Below are 16,560 nucleotides of genomic sequence, written 5' to 3'. Positions count from 1 at the left end.
GCTCCTTGGTGCGCGCTAGGCTTGGCCGGCATTGGCGCCGGGTTGCAGCCAGGCCATGCGGGCGCGCAGACGGGCGCCGGTTTTCTCGATGTCCTGGTTCAGGTCCGCGCGCAGCAGGGCGTCGTATTGCGGCTTGCCGGCCTGGTTCTCCACGATCCAGTCACGGGCGAACTTGCCCGACTGGATGTCGGTCAGGACCTCGCGCATCCGCGCCTTGGTCTCGTCATTGATGACCCGCGGGCCCGACACCAGATCGCCGTACTTGGCGGTTTCGGAGATGAAATCATGCATGCGCGAGATGCCGCCCTCATACAGCAGGTCGACGATCAGCTTGAGCTCGTGCAGGCACTCAAAGTAAGCGATTTCAGGCTGATAGCCGGCATCCACCAGGGTCTGGTAACCGGCGGCGACCAGCTCGGACGCACCGCCGCACAGAACGGCCTGCTCGCCGAACAGATCGGTTTCGGTTTCTTCCGCGAAGCTCGTCTCGATCGCGCCGCCGGCCGTGCCGCCATTGCCCTTGCAATAGGCCAGCGCCTTCTCGCGCGCGGCGCCGGAGGAATCCTGGTAGATCGCGAAGAGCGACGGCACGCCGCGACCGATCTCGAATTCGCGGCGGACGAGATCCCCCGGCCCCTTGGGCGCCACCAGGACCACGTCGATATCGGTGCGCGGACGGATCTGGCCGTAATGGATCGAGAAGCCATGGGCCACCATCAGCGTATCGCCCGGCGACATTTGCGGGGCGATATCGCACTCGTAGACATCCTTGTGGCTCATATCCGGCGTCAGGAGCGCCACGAAGCTGGCGGCTTTGGCGGCTTCGGCAGGGGTGAAGACGTCAAAGCCGTCGGACTTGGCCTTGGCTTCGGCGCCGCCGCCGGGACGGGCGCCGACAATCACCTCATGACCGGAGTCGCGAAGATTGCGGGCATGGGCGCGGCCCTGGCTGCCATAGCCGATAATGGCGATGGGGCCGCCCTTGAGGGCTTCTGCGCTGGCGTCGTCGTCGGTGTAGATCCGGGTCATGATGGTCAGTCTTTCCGTGGCGTTTGGGGCAGGTTCGGGTTCGGGCTTGGGGGTGAGGCAAAGAAAAACCCCCGCTCCGGTGTGGAGCGGGGGTTTGCTTGGGTCTGAGGTGTGTTCGTTACCGTCAGACAGGCGCCGCCGCTCCACCGTGGGTGGTAATAAGCAGTACGACGACAAGAAGTACGACCGAGCCGGCCACCGCAGCGATCCGCTGGGCGTCCTGGGTCAGGGTCTGGGTCTTCGCGTCGCGCATGGCGCTGTCTCCCGGTTTCAACACTGCGCCAGATCACCCGGGACGGGTCGGAAATGACGCGCGAAAGATGTCCGGCGATAGGACGGGTTCCGTCTCGCCGGGCTGTGCAAAAACCGTAAGGCCGAAATGCTGCATCGCGCAACACCTAAATGTCCGAACAACTCAGAAAAAATTTTCCGCTATTTTTTTCAGTAGTTTAAAGGCTTATTTTTCGAGGCCGGCGCGATAATTGTGCTTTTCAAGCCACAGGGGGCCGGTTGACGGGCTGTGGAAAAGCCAGTCACGTTGCGCTCGACGCTGCGCACTTGCAGCACGTCCAGGAGATGATTCATGACCCGCTTCCCGCAGGTCCAGCACAGCGCCCAGACGAGCACGGTGACAACCGTGACGGCTGGCGTATGCGCCATCTCCACCGCGCTCACCACCACCATTACCACCATTACCACCACCCTTACTCGAGGGCGGGGCGGTACGGGCTGAGCGCGACACAAGGCGCAAACATTCAACCCAACACCAACCCGCTCCCCGAAACCGGCGAGCGGGTTTTTTCATGCTTCGAACCCAACCGGCTCGCCACCCAAACGAACCAAGAAGGACTGATCCGATGGATCCCCAGCTTAACGTTTCCTCCGCCCCGAAAGGCCTTTGCGTTCTCAAGTTCGGCGGCTCGGTGCTGACCTCGGAGACCGACTACGCCGCGGCCGGCGCAGAGATCTACCGCCATGTCCGGGCGGGGGAGAAAACCATCGTCATCGTTTCGGCCCTGAAAGGCGAAACCGATCAGCTTCTGGCCCAGGCCGACGCCAATGGCGGCGGCCCCTTCCCCGACATCACCGCCCGCCTCGCCCGGCTCGGCGAATTCCGCTCCGCCGCGCTGATGGGCCTCGCCCTGTCACGGCTCGGGCTGAAGGCGAAGGTGCTCGACCCGCATGAAATCGGCCTGATGGCGGAAGGCGATCCCATGGACGCCAATCTCAGCGAGTTTGACGCCGACGCGCTCGCCGGCTCGCTGGAGGAGGCGGACGCGGTCGTACTGCCGGGCTTCACCGCCTGTCATGCCGAGCATGGCGCCGCGACGCTGGGCCGGGGCGGCACTGATCTGACCGCCGTTTTTTTCGCCGTGAAGGCGGGCGCCAACCGGGTGCGCCTGATCAAGGATGTGGACGGGGTCTACACCGATGACCCGGCCAAGGATCCGCACGCCCAGCGCTATGACGCGCTCGATTATGACCAGGCCATGGACGCCAGCCGCGGCCTGATCCAGCCCAAGGCCATCGAGGCCGCCAAGGCCGCCGATCTCGTGGTCGAGGTCGCCGCCATGGGCGCCAGCGAAGCCACCCGGATCGCTTCGGGCCCCGCCGTCATCGGCCGCCTGCGCCATCGCGGCCCCATGAAGGTCGCGCTTCTGGGCTGCGGCGCCGTGGGGTCGGGCGTGCTGGATCATGTGCTCAGCCATCCCGAACTGTTCGAGCTCAATCCCGTGCTGGTGCGCAATGTGGGCTCCCGCGCCGATGACCGCCGCGCGGTGTTCACCTCTGATCCGCATGCCGCGCTGGCCGGCGAACCCGATCTCGTGGTCGAGATGATGGGCGGAGCGGACGGCCCGGCCTCGGTCATGATGCCGGTTCTGCGCAATGGCCAGCATGTGGTCACCGCCAACAAGGCCGCCGTCGCCAAGCATTACGAAGCCCTGCACCAGGCGGCGAAGTCCGGCGGCGCGCATCTGATGTATTCCGCCTCCGTGGGCGGGGGCGTCGTGGTTCTGGAGCGCCTGTCCGAGCTTAAGGAACACGGCGTGGTCGCCGTTGAAGGCGTCATGAACGGCACCGGCAATTTCATCCTCGACCAGCTGGGCAAGGGGCGAGCGTTCGAGGACGCGGTCGCCGAAGCCCAGCGCATGGGCTTCGCCGAAGCCGACCCCAGCGCCGATGTGGACGGGCATGACGCCGCGGACAAGCTGTCCATTCTGATCCGGGAAGCGTTTGGCGTGGACCTGCCGCCTAAACGCATCGCCAAACAATCGCTGAGCGAAGTGTCGGCCAAACAGGCTCAGGACGCCTTGATGAACGGCGAGGTCTTCAAGCAGATCGGTTGTTGCAAGTTGACCGCCGGCGGCGCTGTGGACGCTGAAGTCCAGGTCCGGGCCGTGCCCCAGGACCACGCCCTGGCCGGCGCCCGCAATGAGGAGAACCGGTTCCTGCTGACCTTGTCGGATGGTCAGGTGCACAGCCTGCAGGGCAAGGGCGCGGGACGCTGGCCCACGGCTGCGGCTGTTTTCGGTGACATGATGGACATCCGTCGGGCTTGGGCGTGTGATGGCGCCGCGCCCGCGCACGCATCGTCCGTTCGACCCCCTTTGCGGGCGGACGATGCGTTGCGCAGCGCCTGAGCAAGAGGACGAGTGGGTCTGATGAGTATGCATGCGCGCGCCAGCGCCCCGGCCAGCATTGGCAATGTCGGGGTTGGATTTGATGTCCTGGGACAAGCGTTTGACGCCGCCCGGGACGAAGTGACCGCCCATAGGGAGAGCCAACAGGGCGTGCGTTTGGGCGAGGTCAGCGGCCTGATGTCCAAACTGCCCGAAGACCCCATGCGCAACACGGCGTTACGGGCCGCCCAGGCGGTCCTGCAAGCGGTGAAAGCGCCGTTCGGCGTGCGCCTGGACGTCAAGAAAGGCGTGCCGATCAGCGCTGGCATGGGCGGGTCCGCCGCCAGCGCCGTGGCGGCCGCCGCAGCGGTCAACGCGCTCCTGGACAAGCCGTTTTCCACCGCCGAGCTCTTGCCGTTTGCGCTGGAAGGCGAGCGCGCCAGCGCCGATCCGCCCCCCTGGGACAATGTCATGGCCTCGCTTCTGGGTGGGCTGGTGATCGCCGCCCAGCTTGATCCAGCGATCGTCAAACCCATGCCCGCGCCCCAGGGCGTCACGGCCATCCTGTTTCATCCCGATGCGAAAACCGAAACCCAGGCCGCCCGGGACGTGCTTCAGCCCGACGCGCCCCTTCAGACCGCGGTGGAACACGCCCGGCGTCTGGGAGCGTTCACCCTGGGCTGTGCGACATCGGATCTCGAACTGATCCGGGCGGGCCTCGATGATGTGCTGATCGAACCCCAGCGCGCCTTTCTGCTGCCCGAAATGCGCGACGTGAAGGCTGCTGCGCTGGAAGCGGGCGCCCTGGGCTGTTCGTTTTCCGGCTCGGGGCCGTCGATTTTCGCCTGGGCGGCCGATTTTGACGCCGAAGCGGTAGAGACCGCCATGGCGCGCGCCTTTGACCGTGCAGGGCGCAAGGCCAAAGCCTATCGCGCATCGCTCAACAGCACCGGCGTGCGCCTTGAACCGGCCGAGGAGCCAGAAGCATGCGCCTGATCTCAACCCGTAACAGCGCCAGCGCCGGCTCGATCTCCGAAGCCATCCGGATCGGTCTCGCGGGGGATGGCGGCCTGTTCATCCCCGATGCGTTTCCCGAAGGCCAACTGAGCGGACTGACGGCGCAAACCAGCCTGGAGGAGACCGCGCTCGCCCTGTTCGAGCCTTTCTTCAAGGGAGACGCTCTGGAAAGCGCCTTGCCCGAGCTGGTCAACGAAACCTATGACTTTGACGTGCCGCTGGTGAACCCCTTCCCCGGACGGCCTGGCGTGTTCGCGCTTGAGCTGTTTCACGGCCCGACCGGCGCGTTCAAGGATGTGGGCGCGCGCTTTCTGATGCGGTGCCTGGACCGGCTCGGCGATCCGGCGCATCCCTTCACCGTTCTGGCCGCCACGTCAGGCGACACCGGCGGGGCCGTGGGCTGCGCCGCGGAAGGCCGCAAGGGCGTGCGGGCGGTGATCCTGTATGCCAAGGGACGGATATCCGGGTTCCAGAAGCGCCAGCTCACCTGCTGGAACGCCCCGGTGACGGCGCTGGAAGTCGAAGGCGATTTCGATGCCTGTCAGCGCATGGTCAAAGCGGCCTTTTCCGACCGGGCGCTCAGCGATGCACACAATCTGACCAGCGCCAATTCCATCAATATCGCCCGCCTTTTGCCTCAGGCCGCCTACATGGCCTGGGCCGCACGACAGGCCTATGAGAAGAACGGCGTCAAACCCGGACTGATCATCCCCACCGGCAATCTCGGCCACGGCGTCGCCGCCATCTGGGCCCGTCATATGGGGGCGCCCTGGGGGCCGATCGTGCTCGCCACCAACGCCAACCGGACGCTGGCGGACTGGGCGATCTCGGGCCGGTATGAGCCGCGCGCTTCGATCGCCACCCTCGCCAACGCCATGGATGTGGGCGCGCCGAGCAATTTCGAACGCCTGGACGCCTTGCCCGACGATGCGGCCCGCCTGTCGGTGGAGCTGGTGGAAGACCGCGCCATTCGCGCCCGGATCAAGGCGGACTATGAGCGCTCGGGCTATGTCTGGTGCCCGCACTCCGCGGTCGGCGCCGAGGCGCTGGCGCGAATGCGCGAGTTTGATCTGCACGCCCGCCCCTGGGTGATCGCAGCGACAGCGCACCCCTACAAGTTCGCCGATATTGTCGAGCCGCTGATCGGGCAGACGATCGCGCCATCTCCGGCGCTTGCCGAAGTTCTGGACCGCTCCACCCGGTTCGAACCCTGCGCGGCGGATCTCGACGCCCTCAAAACGCAATTGAACGCCCTGAACGAAACGGCCTGATTTCAAATGACCGATAACAAACGCCCCTCTCACACACTGATCCAGGGGCCGGCCCGCGCCCCGGCTCGCGCCATGCTGCGCGCCGCCGGATATGATGATGAACGCATGGCCAAGCCCATGATCGCCATCGTCAACACCTGGACCAGCGTCACGCCCTGCAACATGCACCTTCAGGGCCTCGCTGATCATGCCCGCGCCGGGATTGAAGCAGCCGGCGGCACGGCGGTGGATTTCAACACCATCGTGGTCACCGATGGCATCTCCATGGGCACCGAAGGCATGCGCGCCAGCCTGATGAGCCGCGATTGCGTCGCGGATTCCGCCGAACTGGCGGTGCGCGGGCATTGCCTGGACGCGGTGCTGTTCCTGGTAGGCTGTGACAAGACCCTGCCCGGCGCAGCGATGGCGGCGGCGCGGCTGAACCTGCCCAGCGTTGTGCTCTATGGCGGCTCGATCATGCCCGGCAAGCTGGGCGACAAGGCCGTGACCATTCAGGACGTGTTCGAAGCTGTGGGGGCCTGTGCGGCGGGCAAGATCAGCGAAGACGAGCTTATGGAAGTGGAAAAGGCCGCCTGCCCGGGCGCGGGCGCCTGTGGGGGCCAGTTCACCGCCAACACCATGGCGCTCGCGCTGTCGGCTCTGGGTCTGTCCCCGATGGGGCTCAATGACATACCCGCTGTCCACCCCGACAAACCCGACGCCGCCCGCCAGGCCGGTCAGGCGGTCGTCGAGGCGCTGAAGGCCGATCGGCGTCCGCGTCAGATCATAACCCCGGCTTCGCTAAGAAACGCTGCGGCGGCCGTGACCGCCACGGCCGGGTCCACCAACGCGGTGCTGCATCTTCTGGCCATTGCGCGCGAAGCCGGCGTGACCCGCGACCAGTTCGATATCGATGTCTTCGACGCGGTCAGCCGGACCACCCCGGTCATCGCCGACCTCAAGCCCGGCGGACGCTATATGGCGCCCGACATGGCGGCGGCGGGCGGCGCGCGCCTTCTGCTGCAACGGCTCAAGGCAGCGGATATGATCGAGGACGCCCCCACCGTCACCGGCAAATCCTTGTTCGAGGAAGCCGAACTGGCGGCTGAAACGCCAGGTCAGGACGTCATCCTGTCCGCTGACAAACCGCTCAAACCGCGCGGCGGGTTCGGCGTGCTCTACGGCGATCTGGCGCCTGAAGGCTGTGTCGCCAAGCTCGCCGGTCATGACCGGTTGTTCTTTGAAGGTCCCGCCAAGGTGTTTGATTGCGAGGAGGACTGCTTTGCGGCGGTCAACTCGGGCGGGATCGAGAAGGGTGATGTGGTCGTCATCCGTAATGAGGGCCCCGCAGGCGGGCCGGGCATGCGCGAAATGCTGGCGGTTACCGCCGCCATTCAGGGCGCAGGCCTGGGCGATGACGTGGCGCTGATGACCGATGGCCGCTTCTCCGGCGCGACCTATGGCTTCATGGTCGGCCATGTGGCGCCCGAAGCCGCCCATGGCGGGCCCATCGCCTTTGTGAAGACCGGCGACGTGATCACCATCGATATCGAGAACCGCCGCATCGATGTGAAGGCGGATCTGAAGGCGCGCATGGCCCAGGGCTTCACCCCGCCCGAACCCAAATACCGCACCGGCGCATTCGCCAAATACGCCCGGCTCGTCCACTCCGCTTCCGATGGCGCGGTGACGAGCTTCCCGTTCGACTAGAGCGCGTTTAGCGAAACCGCCTCCGGAAGGCGGCGTCAGGACCGGGTCTGATCCAGGGCGGCGACGTGAATGCGCACCGCCCGGACCACTTGGTCTTCCCAGTCCGTGCTTTGCGTCTTCAGCGCCGTCACATGCTGGCGCAGGCTGACAAAGCCATGGATCAGCGCCCAGATCTCCAGCGCCGCATTGCGCACCTCGTCCGCGGAATGGTCGGGCAGGAATTCCGCAGAGCGCTCCAGTAGCCGGGCAAAGGCTTGCGCCCCGGCCTTGCGAGCGTCTTCGGACGGGCTGAAATCGGGCGATTGCTCGCCAAAGATCAGCCGGTAATGGGCCTCATGGGCCTGAACGCTGCGCAGATACTGGCGCACCACCGTTTCAATCGCCGCGTCCCGATCCGTCACGCCGTCAGGCAGGGCGCAGGTCGCCTCCACCTGTGCGAAGCCTTCAATGTAAAGCGCGTCGAGAATACCCTGCTTGCCATCAAAATGGCTGTAGATCCCGATGGTTGAAACGCCCGCCTCGCGCGCGATGGCGCGCACGCTGAGCGCCTTGTAACCGCCCTCCAGAAACAGCTTTGACGCCGCCTGCATGATCTTGGATTTCGCGTCGCTCATTGCTTCAGCCTTGACGGGACGGGATTTGCCCCTGACATTTGTATAACACTGTTATGATCAGGCTCAACCCGAACCTCCAATATCGGGCGGGCCGTCGCGGGGAGGCGACTCATGGCGATCACACATCTTGAGACTGATTATCTGGTCATTGGCGGCGGCGCCATGGGCATGGCCTTCACCGACGTCATCCTGACCGAGACCGATGCGGACATCATCATCGTCGATCAGAACGCCAAGCCGGGCGGACACTGGAACCACGCCTACCCCTTCGTCACCTTGCACCAGCCCTCGAGCTTTTATGGCGTCTCCTCTAAGGAGCTGAGCCGGGGCGAGACCGACAAGGTCGGCCTGAACAAGGGCATGGGCGATCTCGCCAGCGGCGATGAGGTGCTGGCCTATTATCAGCAGGTGATGAACCACACCTTCCTGCCTTCAGGCCGGGTGCGGTTCTTCCCGATGTGCCGGTATCTGGGCGAAGGCCGGTTCGAGCATGTGCTGAGCGGGGAGGTCTTCGAGGTGACGGCCCGGCGCAAGACGGTGGACGCCACTTATCTGAAAACCTCTGTGCCCTCCACGCACACGCCAAAATTCACCGTCTCCGCCGACGCCTGGTTCATGCCACCCAATGACCTGCCGAAGATCCAGCGCAAGCCCGATGGGTTCGTGATCATCGGGGCGGGCAAGACAGCCATCGACACGGTTCTGTGGTTGCTGGAGCACCGGGTGGACCCCGACCTGATCACCTGGATCATGCCGCGCGACGGCTGGTTGCTCGACCGGCGCAACACCCAGACCGGGCCGGACTTCTTCTTTGACACCATCGGCGCCCAGGCGCGTCAGTTCGAGGCGATCGCGAACTCCACCAGCATCGAGGACATGTTCGACCGGCTGGAGGCGGCCGGGTATTTCCTGCGCATCGATCCGGATGTGCGCCCGTCCATGTTCCATGGCGCGACTGTTTCGCGCGATGAGGTCGCGGCGCTGCGCCAGGTCCGCAACATCGTCCGCAAGGGCCGGGTCAAGACCATCACGACAGACACGGTGACCCTTGATCAAGGCGAAATCGCCATCACGCCCGACACCGTTCTGGTCGATTGTTCGGCGCGAGCCGTGGTCAATGACGCCATCGCTCCGGTCTTCCAGGGCGACATTCTGGTGCTGCAGATGGTTCGGTCCTACCAGCCGGTGTTCAGCGCCGCCTTCATCGCTCATATCGAAGCCGCCTTTGATGATGAAGCCGAGCAGAACCGGCTGTGCGCCGTCGTGCCCCTGCCCAATCACGATACCGACTTCATCCGCTTCACCGCCGCCTACATGATGAACCAGTACAATTGGAGCCAGATCCCGGAGCTGCGCGCGTGGCTGCGGGAAAACCGGCTGGACGGTTTCAGCAAACTTCTGAGCGAGATCGGACCGGAGGATGTTGAAAAAACAGAGCTTCTCCAGTCCATGCGCAAAACCGCTCCGGCAGCGGTCGGCAAGCTGTTCGAGTATATGAAATCGCTCGATGAAGGCGCAGCGGCGACCGGCTGAGCCATAGGGGACACCCCCGACCGTACAATCCTTTAGGGAGAATTCCGTCTACAGACAGGCGCTTATTTCGTCTCTCCTACCTGAGCTGACCGAAGGCGTTGCGACCTTCACATCCCGCGCGCTTCCCCCCGGCGCGTGCTCAGGAGAGAGACCATGAAGACCCTGATTTCCACTGCTCTGATCGGCCTCGTGCTGGTCGCTTTCACCGCTCCGGCCGCTCTGGCGGAAGACGAGAACAATGTGTCCACGGGCTATACCCTGGCCGGGGCGCCGCTGGGCCTTCATGGCTCGGACCCGGTCGCGCTGATCGAGACCGGCATTCGCCTTGACGGCACGGCCGAGTTCGCCGCCGTGCATGAGGGCGTCGCCTATTACTTCGCCAGCCGCGCCAATCTGCGCACCTTCCGTCGCAATCCCGAGCAATACATCCCCGCCTATGGCGGCTTCTGCGCCGTCGGCGTCGCGCTGGGCAAGAAGCTGGATGGTGATCCGCGGTTCTCCGCCGTGCGCGACGGCCAGCTCTATGTCTTCGTGAACGAGGAAATCCTGCGCAACTTCCTCAATGACGAAGCCGGCACCCTGGCGAGCGCCGAGCGCAACTGGACCGAGATCGAACATACTGCCGCGTCCGACCTGTAGGGGCCTCCCCCATCCCTGACAGGGCAAGGTTTCCCCTCCCCTTGCCCGGACGCCAGATCGGGCGGTCGCCAAGCGGCCGCCCGGTTTCTGCTTACACCTCCGTTCCTCAGCCAGGCGAGCCATCGCTCAAACGTCATAAAACCAGACCTCGGCGCGTCCGCCCCTGTTCAAATCGGGCCCGTCTGGCTAGCCTTCCCCAAGAGCGCGACACGCGCCAAGGGGAGCAAGACCATGATGAGAGTGATCACCGGCGCTTTGGCGCTGTGCCTGAGCCTGTCCGGCGCCCAGGCATTGTCCCAGGACACTGCGAGCTTCGCGGAAAGCGTGGAGGGGCTTGAGCGGAAAGAGGGCCTGATCGCCCTCTATCCCGATGCGTCCAAAGGGCAGGTACTGGCGGCGCTCTCCCCCTCGGACGACGGCAGTCTGGGCCGGATGATCTATACCGCGCGCCTGACTTCCGGGCTGGGCTCCAACCCTGTGGGACTGGACCGGGGTCTTGGGACCGACACCTGGATCCTGCGCTTTTCGCGCGTTGGCGACGCTGTCTTCGCGGAGTTCGAAAACACGCGCTATGCCGCCCTGGGCGCGGGCGCGGATGAACAGGCGGCCACGGCCCAATCCTTTGCCCGCTCCGTCATCTGGCGCACCGACATCCTGGCTGAACGGGCCAATGGCGAAATTCTCATCGACCTGTCCGGCTTTCTCAAACGCGATCCCATTGATGCAGCAGGCCGATTGAGCAGTGCGGGGCAAGGCGGTTTCTCGGTCGATACCGAACGCAGCGCTCCGCTGGCCGAGAGCCTTCTGAGCTTTCCCGAGAATATCGAGATCGATGCACTGCTGACCCTGACAGCCAGCGACCCCGGCGCGGAAGTGCGTGCGACTGCGCCCTATCCCGAAGCGGTGACCCTGACTGTACACCACTCCTTCATCGCTTTGCCTGAAGCCGGATATGAGACCCGCGCCTCTGACCCGCGCAGCGGCGCCTTCGAGATGACGCGCTATGATATGGCGACCCCGCTGGACGCCCCGCTGCAACGCGGCTACGCCCAGCGCCATCGCCTGGAGCGGGCGGACCCGTCCGCGCCGTCTGGCCCGGTGATCGAACCCATCGTCTATTACGTGGATCGCGGCGCGCCCGAACTGATCCAGCAAGCCCTGATCGAAGGCGGCAACTGGTGGGCCGAAGCGTTTGAAGCGGCCGGCTTTGAAGACGCCTATCGCGTGGAGCGTCTGCCCGAAGGCGTTCACCCCCTCGATTCACGCTACAATGCCATCCAGTGGGTGCACCGTCAGACCCGCGGCTGGTCCTATGGCGCCTCGGTCGTCGATCCGCGCACGGGCGAGATCCTGAAAGGTCATGTGATCCTGGGCAGTCAGCGCGTCCGTCAGGATCGCCGCATCTTCGAAGGCCTGATGGGGGTCGAGCAGACCGGCACGGGCGCAGCGGACGACCCGCTGGAGCTGGCGCTCGCGCGCGTGCGGCAGCTCTCCGCCCACGAAATCGGTCATACGCTGGGCCTGATGCACAACTTCGCGGCCAGCACCAATGATCGCGCCTCGGTGATGGATTACCCCGCCCCGCTCATCCGTTTTGACCAGGAGACCGGGTTTGACTCCTCTCAGGCCTATGATGTGGGCATCGGGGAATGGGACATCGCCTCCATCGCCTGGCTGTATTCGCAATATCCGGATGAGGCCTCCGAGCAGGCGGGCCTCGCCGCCATTCTCCAACAGGCGCGTGCGGATGGCCTCTTGTACATTTCCGACCGGCACGCCCGCGGCAACAATTCGGGCCACCCGCTGGCCAATCTCTGGGACAATGGCGCGGACCCGGTGGCCATGCTCAATGACACGCTGGTCGTGCGCGAGGCGGCTCTCGAGCGGTTCGGAACCGACGTGATGGCGCAAGGCCTGCCGCTCAGCGAGATCCGCAACGTCTTCCCGCCGATCTATCTGTATCACCGCTACCAGGTGGAAGCCGCCGCCAAGGCGCTGGGCGGGGTCCTGTTCGCCTATGAAATCAACGGTCCCGGCGTGGAAGGCGTCACCGATTACGATCCGGCCCGTCAGCGCGCCGCCCTGGATGCGCTCGCTGCAACCCTTGAGCCCGGCATGCTCGACATCGCCGATGAGACCTTGCAGCTTCTGACGCCTTCGCCCTTTGCTGATTATGATCCGATCGCGCGGCGCGAACAGTTTGAAAGCGATCAGTATCCGGCCTTCAGCCGGGCGAACGCCGCCGCGGCCGCGGGCCGGATCACGCTTGACGCCATGCTGGCGCCCGCGCGTATGGCGCGCATGGAGGAACAAAGCGCCCGCCACGCGAACGGGTTGGCGCCCGAGACAGTCTTCGAACGCATTGAAGCGGTTCTGTTTGACGCCCCGCGTGATGAAGCCGCCCGGCTGCGCCCCATCCGGCAAGCGCTGCAGAGCGAATATGTGAGCCAGCTGCTCACCACAGCGGCCAGCACGACGCCCAGCGCGGCGCGCCTCGCCCGGCATCGGCTCGACGGTTTGCAAGCCGAGCTGTCCGGTCGTCGCTCGTCTATCGGTCCGGATCAGGCCACGGCCCTGTCCGCCATGATCGGGGCGGGTCTGACCGCCATTGATGAAGGCCGGACGGTGTCTGTCCCCAACACCGACATCCCGCCCGGCAGCCCGATCGGTGCGGATGGCTGTTTTCACTGTGACAGCGGGGCGCGTCTGGGCCTGAACTGAACCCGTCACCTCTTGCTCTCCCGCGCGAACCACGGTCAGACTGATCAGGTTCGCGCGGGTGACGCCAGAAAGGGTTCGCCATGCCTAATCCGACTTTCGCCCTGACAGGGGTGCTTGTTCTGTTACTGGGCGGCTGCGCAGCATCTTCAAACTCGCACGCTTTTGTCTTTCCAGCCTCGGTCGGCGCCTTCGGGGACGGCTATCCCGTGTCTGGCGCGCCCTGCCGACGCCTGGGCGAAACCGCCGCCACCAGCAATTATCTCGATCATACGGCTGACCTTGTCGGCTGCCCGGACCGCGCCAAGGCGCGCGCGCTGGGCGGACACCTGGTCGATCAGGTGGACGGCGTCTGGATCGTCTCTGTTCCCAATGGGAAACCCTAGCCCGTGTTCGTGATTGACGCGGCGCGCCGGATTGCGGCACACGCGCGGTTCTGTGGCGAAGGAGTTCAGCCATGAGCCTCACCGAAACCCCGAGCGAGCGCAGCCTCTTCCATTCCGTCCTGCAATTGTGGGCGCTCTTGCTGGGTATTGCGCTGCTGCTGGCGGGCAATGGCCTGCAGGGCACGCTTCTGGGCGTGGTGGCGGAAGATTCAGGCTTCTCCTCGGCCCTGACCGGTCTGGTCATGACCGCCTATTTCGCGGGTTTCTTCGCCGGATCTGCAGGCGCTGAACGCCTGATCGGCCGGGTAGGCCATGTGCGAACCTTCGCGGCGCTCGCCTCGCTGGGCTCCATCGCCATTCTCGTGCACGGCCTGATCATCGACCCCTGGGTCTGGGCGGGCATGCGCTTTCTCACCGGCTTCAGCTTCGCTGGTCTCTACGTGGTGGCCGAAAGCTGGCTCAACCGGGAGAGCTCGAACACCTATCGCGGCGCCTTGCTGGCCATCTACATGATCATCACCCATGGCAGCCTCGCCGTCGGCCAGGGCCTTCTGAACGTCGCCTCGACCTCGAGCCTGACGCTCTATGTCTTCTCGTCGATCATCATTTCAGGCGCCCTGGTGCCGATCCTGCTGAGCTCCGCCCCGCAGCCCCACTTCACCCTGGATGTGGAACGCCTGACCCTGCGCAAGCTGTTCTCGATCTCCCCTCTGGGCCTGACCGGCAGCTTCTGCGCCGGCGTCGCCAACGGCATCATTCTGGGCATGGGCGCGGTGTATGCGCGCCGACTGGGCTTTGAAGTGGGCGGCGTGTCGCTGTTCATGGCCGCCTGCCTGGTGGGCGGCGCAGTCCTGCAATGGCCCATCGGGCGGCTGTCTGACACGACCGATCGCCGCTATGTCATTGCGGGCGTCGCAGCCACCGCCGCAGTGATCGCGGCGATGATGCCCATGGCCGCCGAACAGGGCTTGCTGGCCCTGACCCTGGCGGGCTTTCTGGCCGGCGGGCTGACCATGACCCTCTACCCGCTGTCGATGGCGCACACCCATGACTGGCTGGATGTGGACCAGATGACCCCGGCCTCCAGCGCACTGGTCATGGTCTATGGCGGAGGCGCCATGCTGGGTCCGCTGGGCACGGGCGTCCTGATGGGCGCGTTCGGCACCAACGGGTTCGCCTATTATCTCATCGCGCTCTGCCTGGCGCTCAGCGCCTATGCCGTCTACCGCATCACCCGCCGCGAAGCGCCGGACAGCACCGAGGATTATCTCATGGCCCCGGCGGCGATCTCCGCCGGCGAATACTGGGCGGAAACCGCCGTGGAAGAAGCCGGAGAGGCCGAGGAGCAGACCCAGGCAAGCGCGCCCTAGACCTTGATCGTGCCCCGGTCCGCCTGGAGGATCAGCTTGCGGTAGTCGTTGAGATCGCCGTCATAGCGGCTGGCGCGCCCCTGATTGACCAGCCAGAGCTGATCGGCCGTGCCCTCGGCCAGATAGACATCGTGGGTGATGAGGATCACGGCGCCCTTATAGTCGTTGAGCGCGTAGACCAGCGCCTCCCGGCTATCGATATCCAGGTGCGAGGTGGGTTCGTCGAGGATGAGCACGTGCGGCTTCTCCATCGCCATCAGTCCCAGCAGCAAGCGCACCTTCTCGCCGCCTGACAGCTTCTCGATCTTGGTGCCGACCTTCTCATGGGGAAAGCCCATGGCGGCGGCCGCGGCGCGCTGCTTGGATTCCGGCGACCCCTGGGGCAGGGCGTCCTGAACGTGCTGCAGGACGGTCTCGCCCTCGCGCAGTTCATCCATCTGATCTTGCGAGAAATACCCGATCCGCAAGGCGCGCGGCGCGGTGCGATCCCCGGACAGGAGCGGCAGGCGTTCGGCGATGGACTTGACCAAGGTGGTCTTGCCCTGACCGTTGGCGCCGACAATGGCGATCCGGTCTTCGGGATCGAGCCGCAGGTCGACGCCCTTGAGGATCACCGCATCCTCGCCATAGCCCACATCAGCATCGCGCAATTGCAAGAGCGGCGGAGACAACGTGTCCGCCGAGCTGGGGAAAGAGAACGGCGTTGTCCGCTCGGCGATGGGAATGGTGATTTCCTGCATCTTTTCAAGCCGCTTCACCCGCGACTGGGCCTGGCTGGCCTTGGACGCCTTGGCGCCGAAGCGATCAATGAAGGCCTGAAGGTGCGCGCGATCGGCTTCCTGCTTGGCGCGCTGGCTTTCCAGAAGCGCGGTCTTGGCGGCGCGCAGCTTCAGCCAGGCGTCATAGCCGCCCGGCGAGATGGTAAGCTGTTGGTGTTCGAGCGCCAGCGTATGGGTGACGCAGCGGTTCAGCATTTCCCGGTCGTGGCTGACGATCAGGACGGTGTGAGGATATTTCTTCAGATAGCTCTCAAGCCAGGCCGCGCCCTCGAGGTCGAGATAGTTGGTCGGCTCATCGAGCAGCAACAGGTCCGGTTCGGAAAACAGCACGCCGGCGATGGCCGCGCGCATGCGCCAGCCGCCCGAGAACTCCCGCGTGGGCCGATACAGGTCTGCGTCCGTAAATCCCAGACCCATCAGAACCTCGGCGGCCCGCGCTTCGGCGGACCAGGCGTCGATATCGGCGAGCCGCATGTGTATCTCGCCAATGCGGTCAGGATCGGTGGCGGTCTCCGCCTCCTGCATCAGGGCATGGCGTTCCTCATCGGTGGCGAGAACCACATCGAGGATCGTATCGTCAGACGCCTCCACCTCCTGCGCCACCCAGCCCATACGCGCACCCTTGATCAAACGGATCGGGGAGTCGGGCGAAGGCTGGTCGATCTCCTCTCGGATCAGCCGCAGCAAGGTGGACTTGCCCGTGCCGTTGCGCCCCACCAGACCGACCTTCCAGCCGCTGGAGATTTGCGCCGAGGCGTTTTCAAACAGCGAGCGGGCGCCGATGCGGTAGTCGAGATTTGAGATCGTAAGCATCAGGGGGGTGTAACCCTCATCGCGCGCGACGCAATGAAAACACGCTGCAGGTGCAGCAATCGCCCATGAAAAAGCCCGCCG

14 protein-coding genes are annotated in these 16,560 nt (G+C 65.1%); 9 read left to right on the top strand and 5 right to left on the bottom strand.

All coding sequences use genetic code 11. From position 1 onward, the window contains the following. Positions 1–15: 15 nt before the first annotated feature. The 3 genes from ilvC to RBA95_RS02600 all read right to left on the bottom strand — a co-directional run bounded on the left by ilvC (position 16) and on the right by RBA95_RS02600 (position 1,722). The gene (gene ilvC, locus RBA95_RS02610) at positions 16–1,029 is read right to left on the bottom strand and encodes a ketol-acid reductoisomerase (RefSeq protein ID WP_306015245.1); all 1,014 of its coding nucleotides are present in this window, start codon (positions 1,027–1,029) and stop codon (positions 16–18) included. Positions 1,030–1,153: 124 nt separating this feature from the next. Further along, complete coding sequence (locus tag RBA95_RS02605; protein WP_306015244.1) at positions 1,154–1,306, bottom strand: hypothetical protein; 153 nt, start codon at positions 1,304–1,306, stop codon at positions 1,154–1,156. 164 nt (positions 1,307–1,470) lie between these two features. Next, the gene (locus tag RBA95_RS02600; protein WP_306015243.1) at positions 1,471–1,722 is read right to left on the bottom strand and encodes a hypothetical protein; all 252 of its coding nucleotides are present in this window, start codon (positions 1,720–1,722) and stop codon (positions 1,471–1,473) included. 164 nt (positions 1,723–1,886) lie between these two features. Between RBA95_RS02600 and RBA95_RS02595 the strand changes: the two genes are divergently transcribed. From RBA95_RS02595 to ilvD, 4 genes are read left to right on the top strand one after another with little or no spacing between them, the layout of a single operon-like run. Then, a complete protein-coding gene (locus RBA95_RS02595; RefSeq protein ID WP_306015242.1) occupies positions 1,887–3,671 on the top strand; it encodes a homoserine dehydrogenase in 1,785 nt (594 codons plus the stop codon). Between the two features lie 21 nt (positions 3,672–3,692). After that, complete coding sequence (locus tag RBA95_RS02590) at positions 3,693–4,646, top strand: homoserine kinase (RefSeq protein WP_306015241.1); 954 nt, start codon at positions 3,693–3,695, stop codon at positions 4,644–4,646. Then, a complete protein-coding gene (gene thrC / locus RBA95_RS02585) occupies positions 4,637–5,938 on the top strand; it encodes a threonine synthase (protein WP_306015240.1) in 1,302 nt (433 codons plus the stop codon). The genes RBA95_RS02590 and thrC overlap by 10 nt, the downstream gene beginning before the upstream one ends. 6 nt (positions 5,939–5,944) lie before the next feature. Continuing rightward, complete coding sequence (ilvD, locus tag RBA95_RS02580; protein ID WP_306015239.1) at positions 5,945–7,627, top strand: dihydroxy-acid dehydratase; 1,683 nt, start codon at positions 5,945–5,947, stop codon at positions 7,625–7,627. Positions 7,628–7,662: 35 nt separating this feature from the next. On the opposite strand, the gene RBA95_RS02575 is transcribed toward ilvD, so the two are convergent. Then, positions 7,663–8,241, bottom strand: coding sequence for a TetR/AcrR family transcriptional regulator (locus RBA95_RS02575; protein WP_306015238.1), 579 nt, complete (start codon positions 8,239–8,241; stop codon positions 7,663–7,665). A gap of 111 nt (positions 8,242–8,352) precedes the next feature. Here RBA95_RS02575 and RBA95_RS02570 point away from each other — a divergent pair, with 111 nt between their 5' ends. The 5 genes from RBA95_RS02570 to RBA95_RS02550 all read left to right on the top strand — a co-directional run bounded on the left by RBA95_RS02570 (position 8,353) and on the right by RBA95_RS02550 (position 14,887). Continuing rightward, positions 8,353–9,774: an NAD(P)/FAD-dependent oxidoreductase gene (locus RBA95_RS02570; RefSeq protein WP_306015237.1), complete on the top strand. Its 1,422-nt coding sequence runs from the start codon at positions 8,353–8,355 to the stop codon at positions 9,772–9,774. Between the two features lie 153 nt (positions 9,775–9,927). Next, on the top strand, positions 9,928–10,413 hold the full coding sequence (locus RBA95_RS02565) for a YHS domain-containing (seleno)protein (protein ID WP_306015236.1): 486 nt from the start codon (positions 9,928–9,930) through the stop codon (positions 10,411–10,413). Positions 10,414–10,644: 231 nt separating this feature from the next. Then, positions 10,645–13,134, top strand: coding sequence for a zinc-dependent metalloprotease (locus RBA95_RS02560; RefSeq protein WP_306015235.1), 2,490 nt, complete (start codon positions 10,645–10,647; stop codon positions 13,132–13,134). Positions 13,135–13,214: 80 nt separating this feature from the next. After that, the gene (locus tag RBA95_RS02555; RefSeq protein ID WP_306015234.1) at positions 13,215–13,517 is read left to right on the top strand and encodes a hypothetical protein; all 303 of its coding nucleotides are present in this window, start codon (positions 13,215–13,217) and stop codon (positions 13,515–13,517) included. A 71-nt stretch (positions 13,518–13,588) separates the two neighbouring features. Continuing rightward, positions 13,589–14,887 (top strand): MFS transporter, encoded by a 1,299-nt coding sequence (locus RBA95_RS02550; RefSeq protein WP_306015233.1) that lies wholly within the window; start codon positions 13,589–13,591, stop codon positions 14,885–14,887. On the opposite strand, the gene RBA95_RS02545 is transcribed toward RBA95_RS02550, so the two are convergent. Beyond that, a complete protein-coding gene (locus tag RBA95_RS02545) occupies positions 14,884–16,479 on the bottom strand; it encodes an ABC-F family ATP-binding cassette domain-containing protein (protein ID WP_306015232.1) in 1,596 nt (531 codons plus the stop codon). The two genes, RBA95_RS02550 and RBA95_RS02545, sit on opposite strands and share 4 nt — an antisense overlap. Positions 16,480–16,560: the final 81 nt, after the last annotated feature.

Origin of the sequence: Oceanicaulis sp. MMSF_3324 (assembly GCF_030733545.1) — a bacterium.
GTDB lineage: Bacteria > Pseudomonadota > Alphaproteobacteria > Caulobacterales > Maricaulaceae > Oceanicaulis.
The sequence above is the reverse complement of the archived record's forward strand: the minus strand, read 5'-3'. Positions and strand labels throughout refer to the sequence as shown.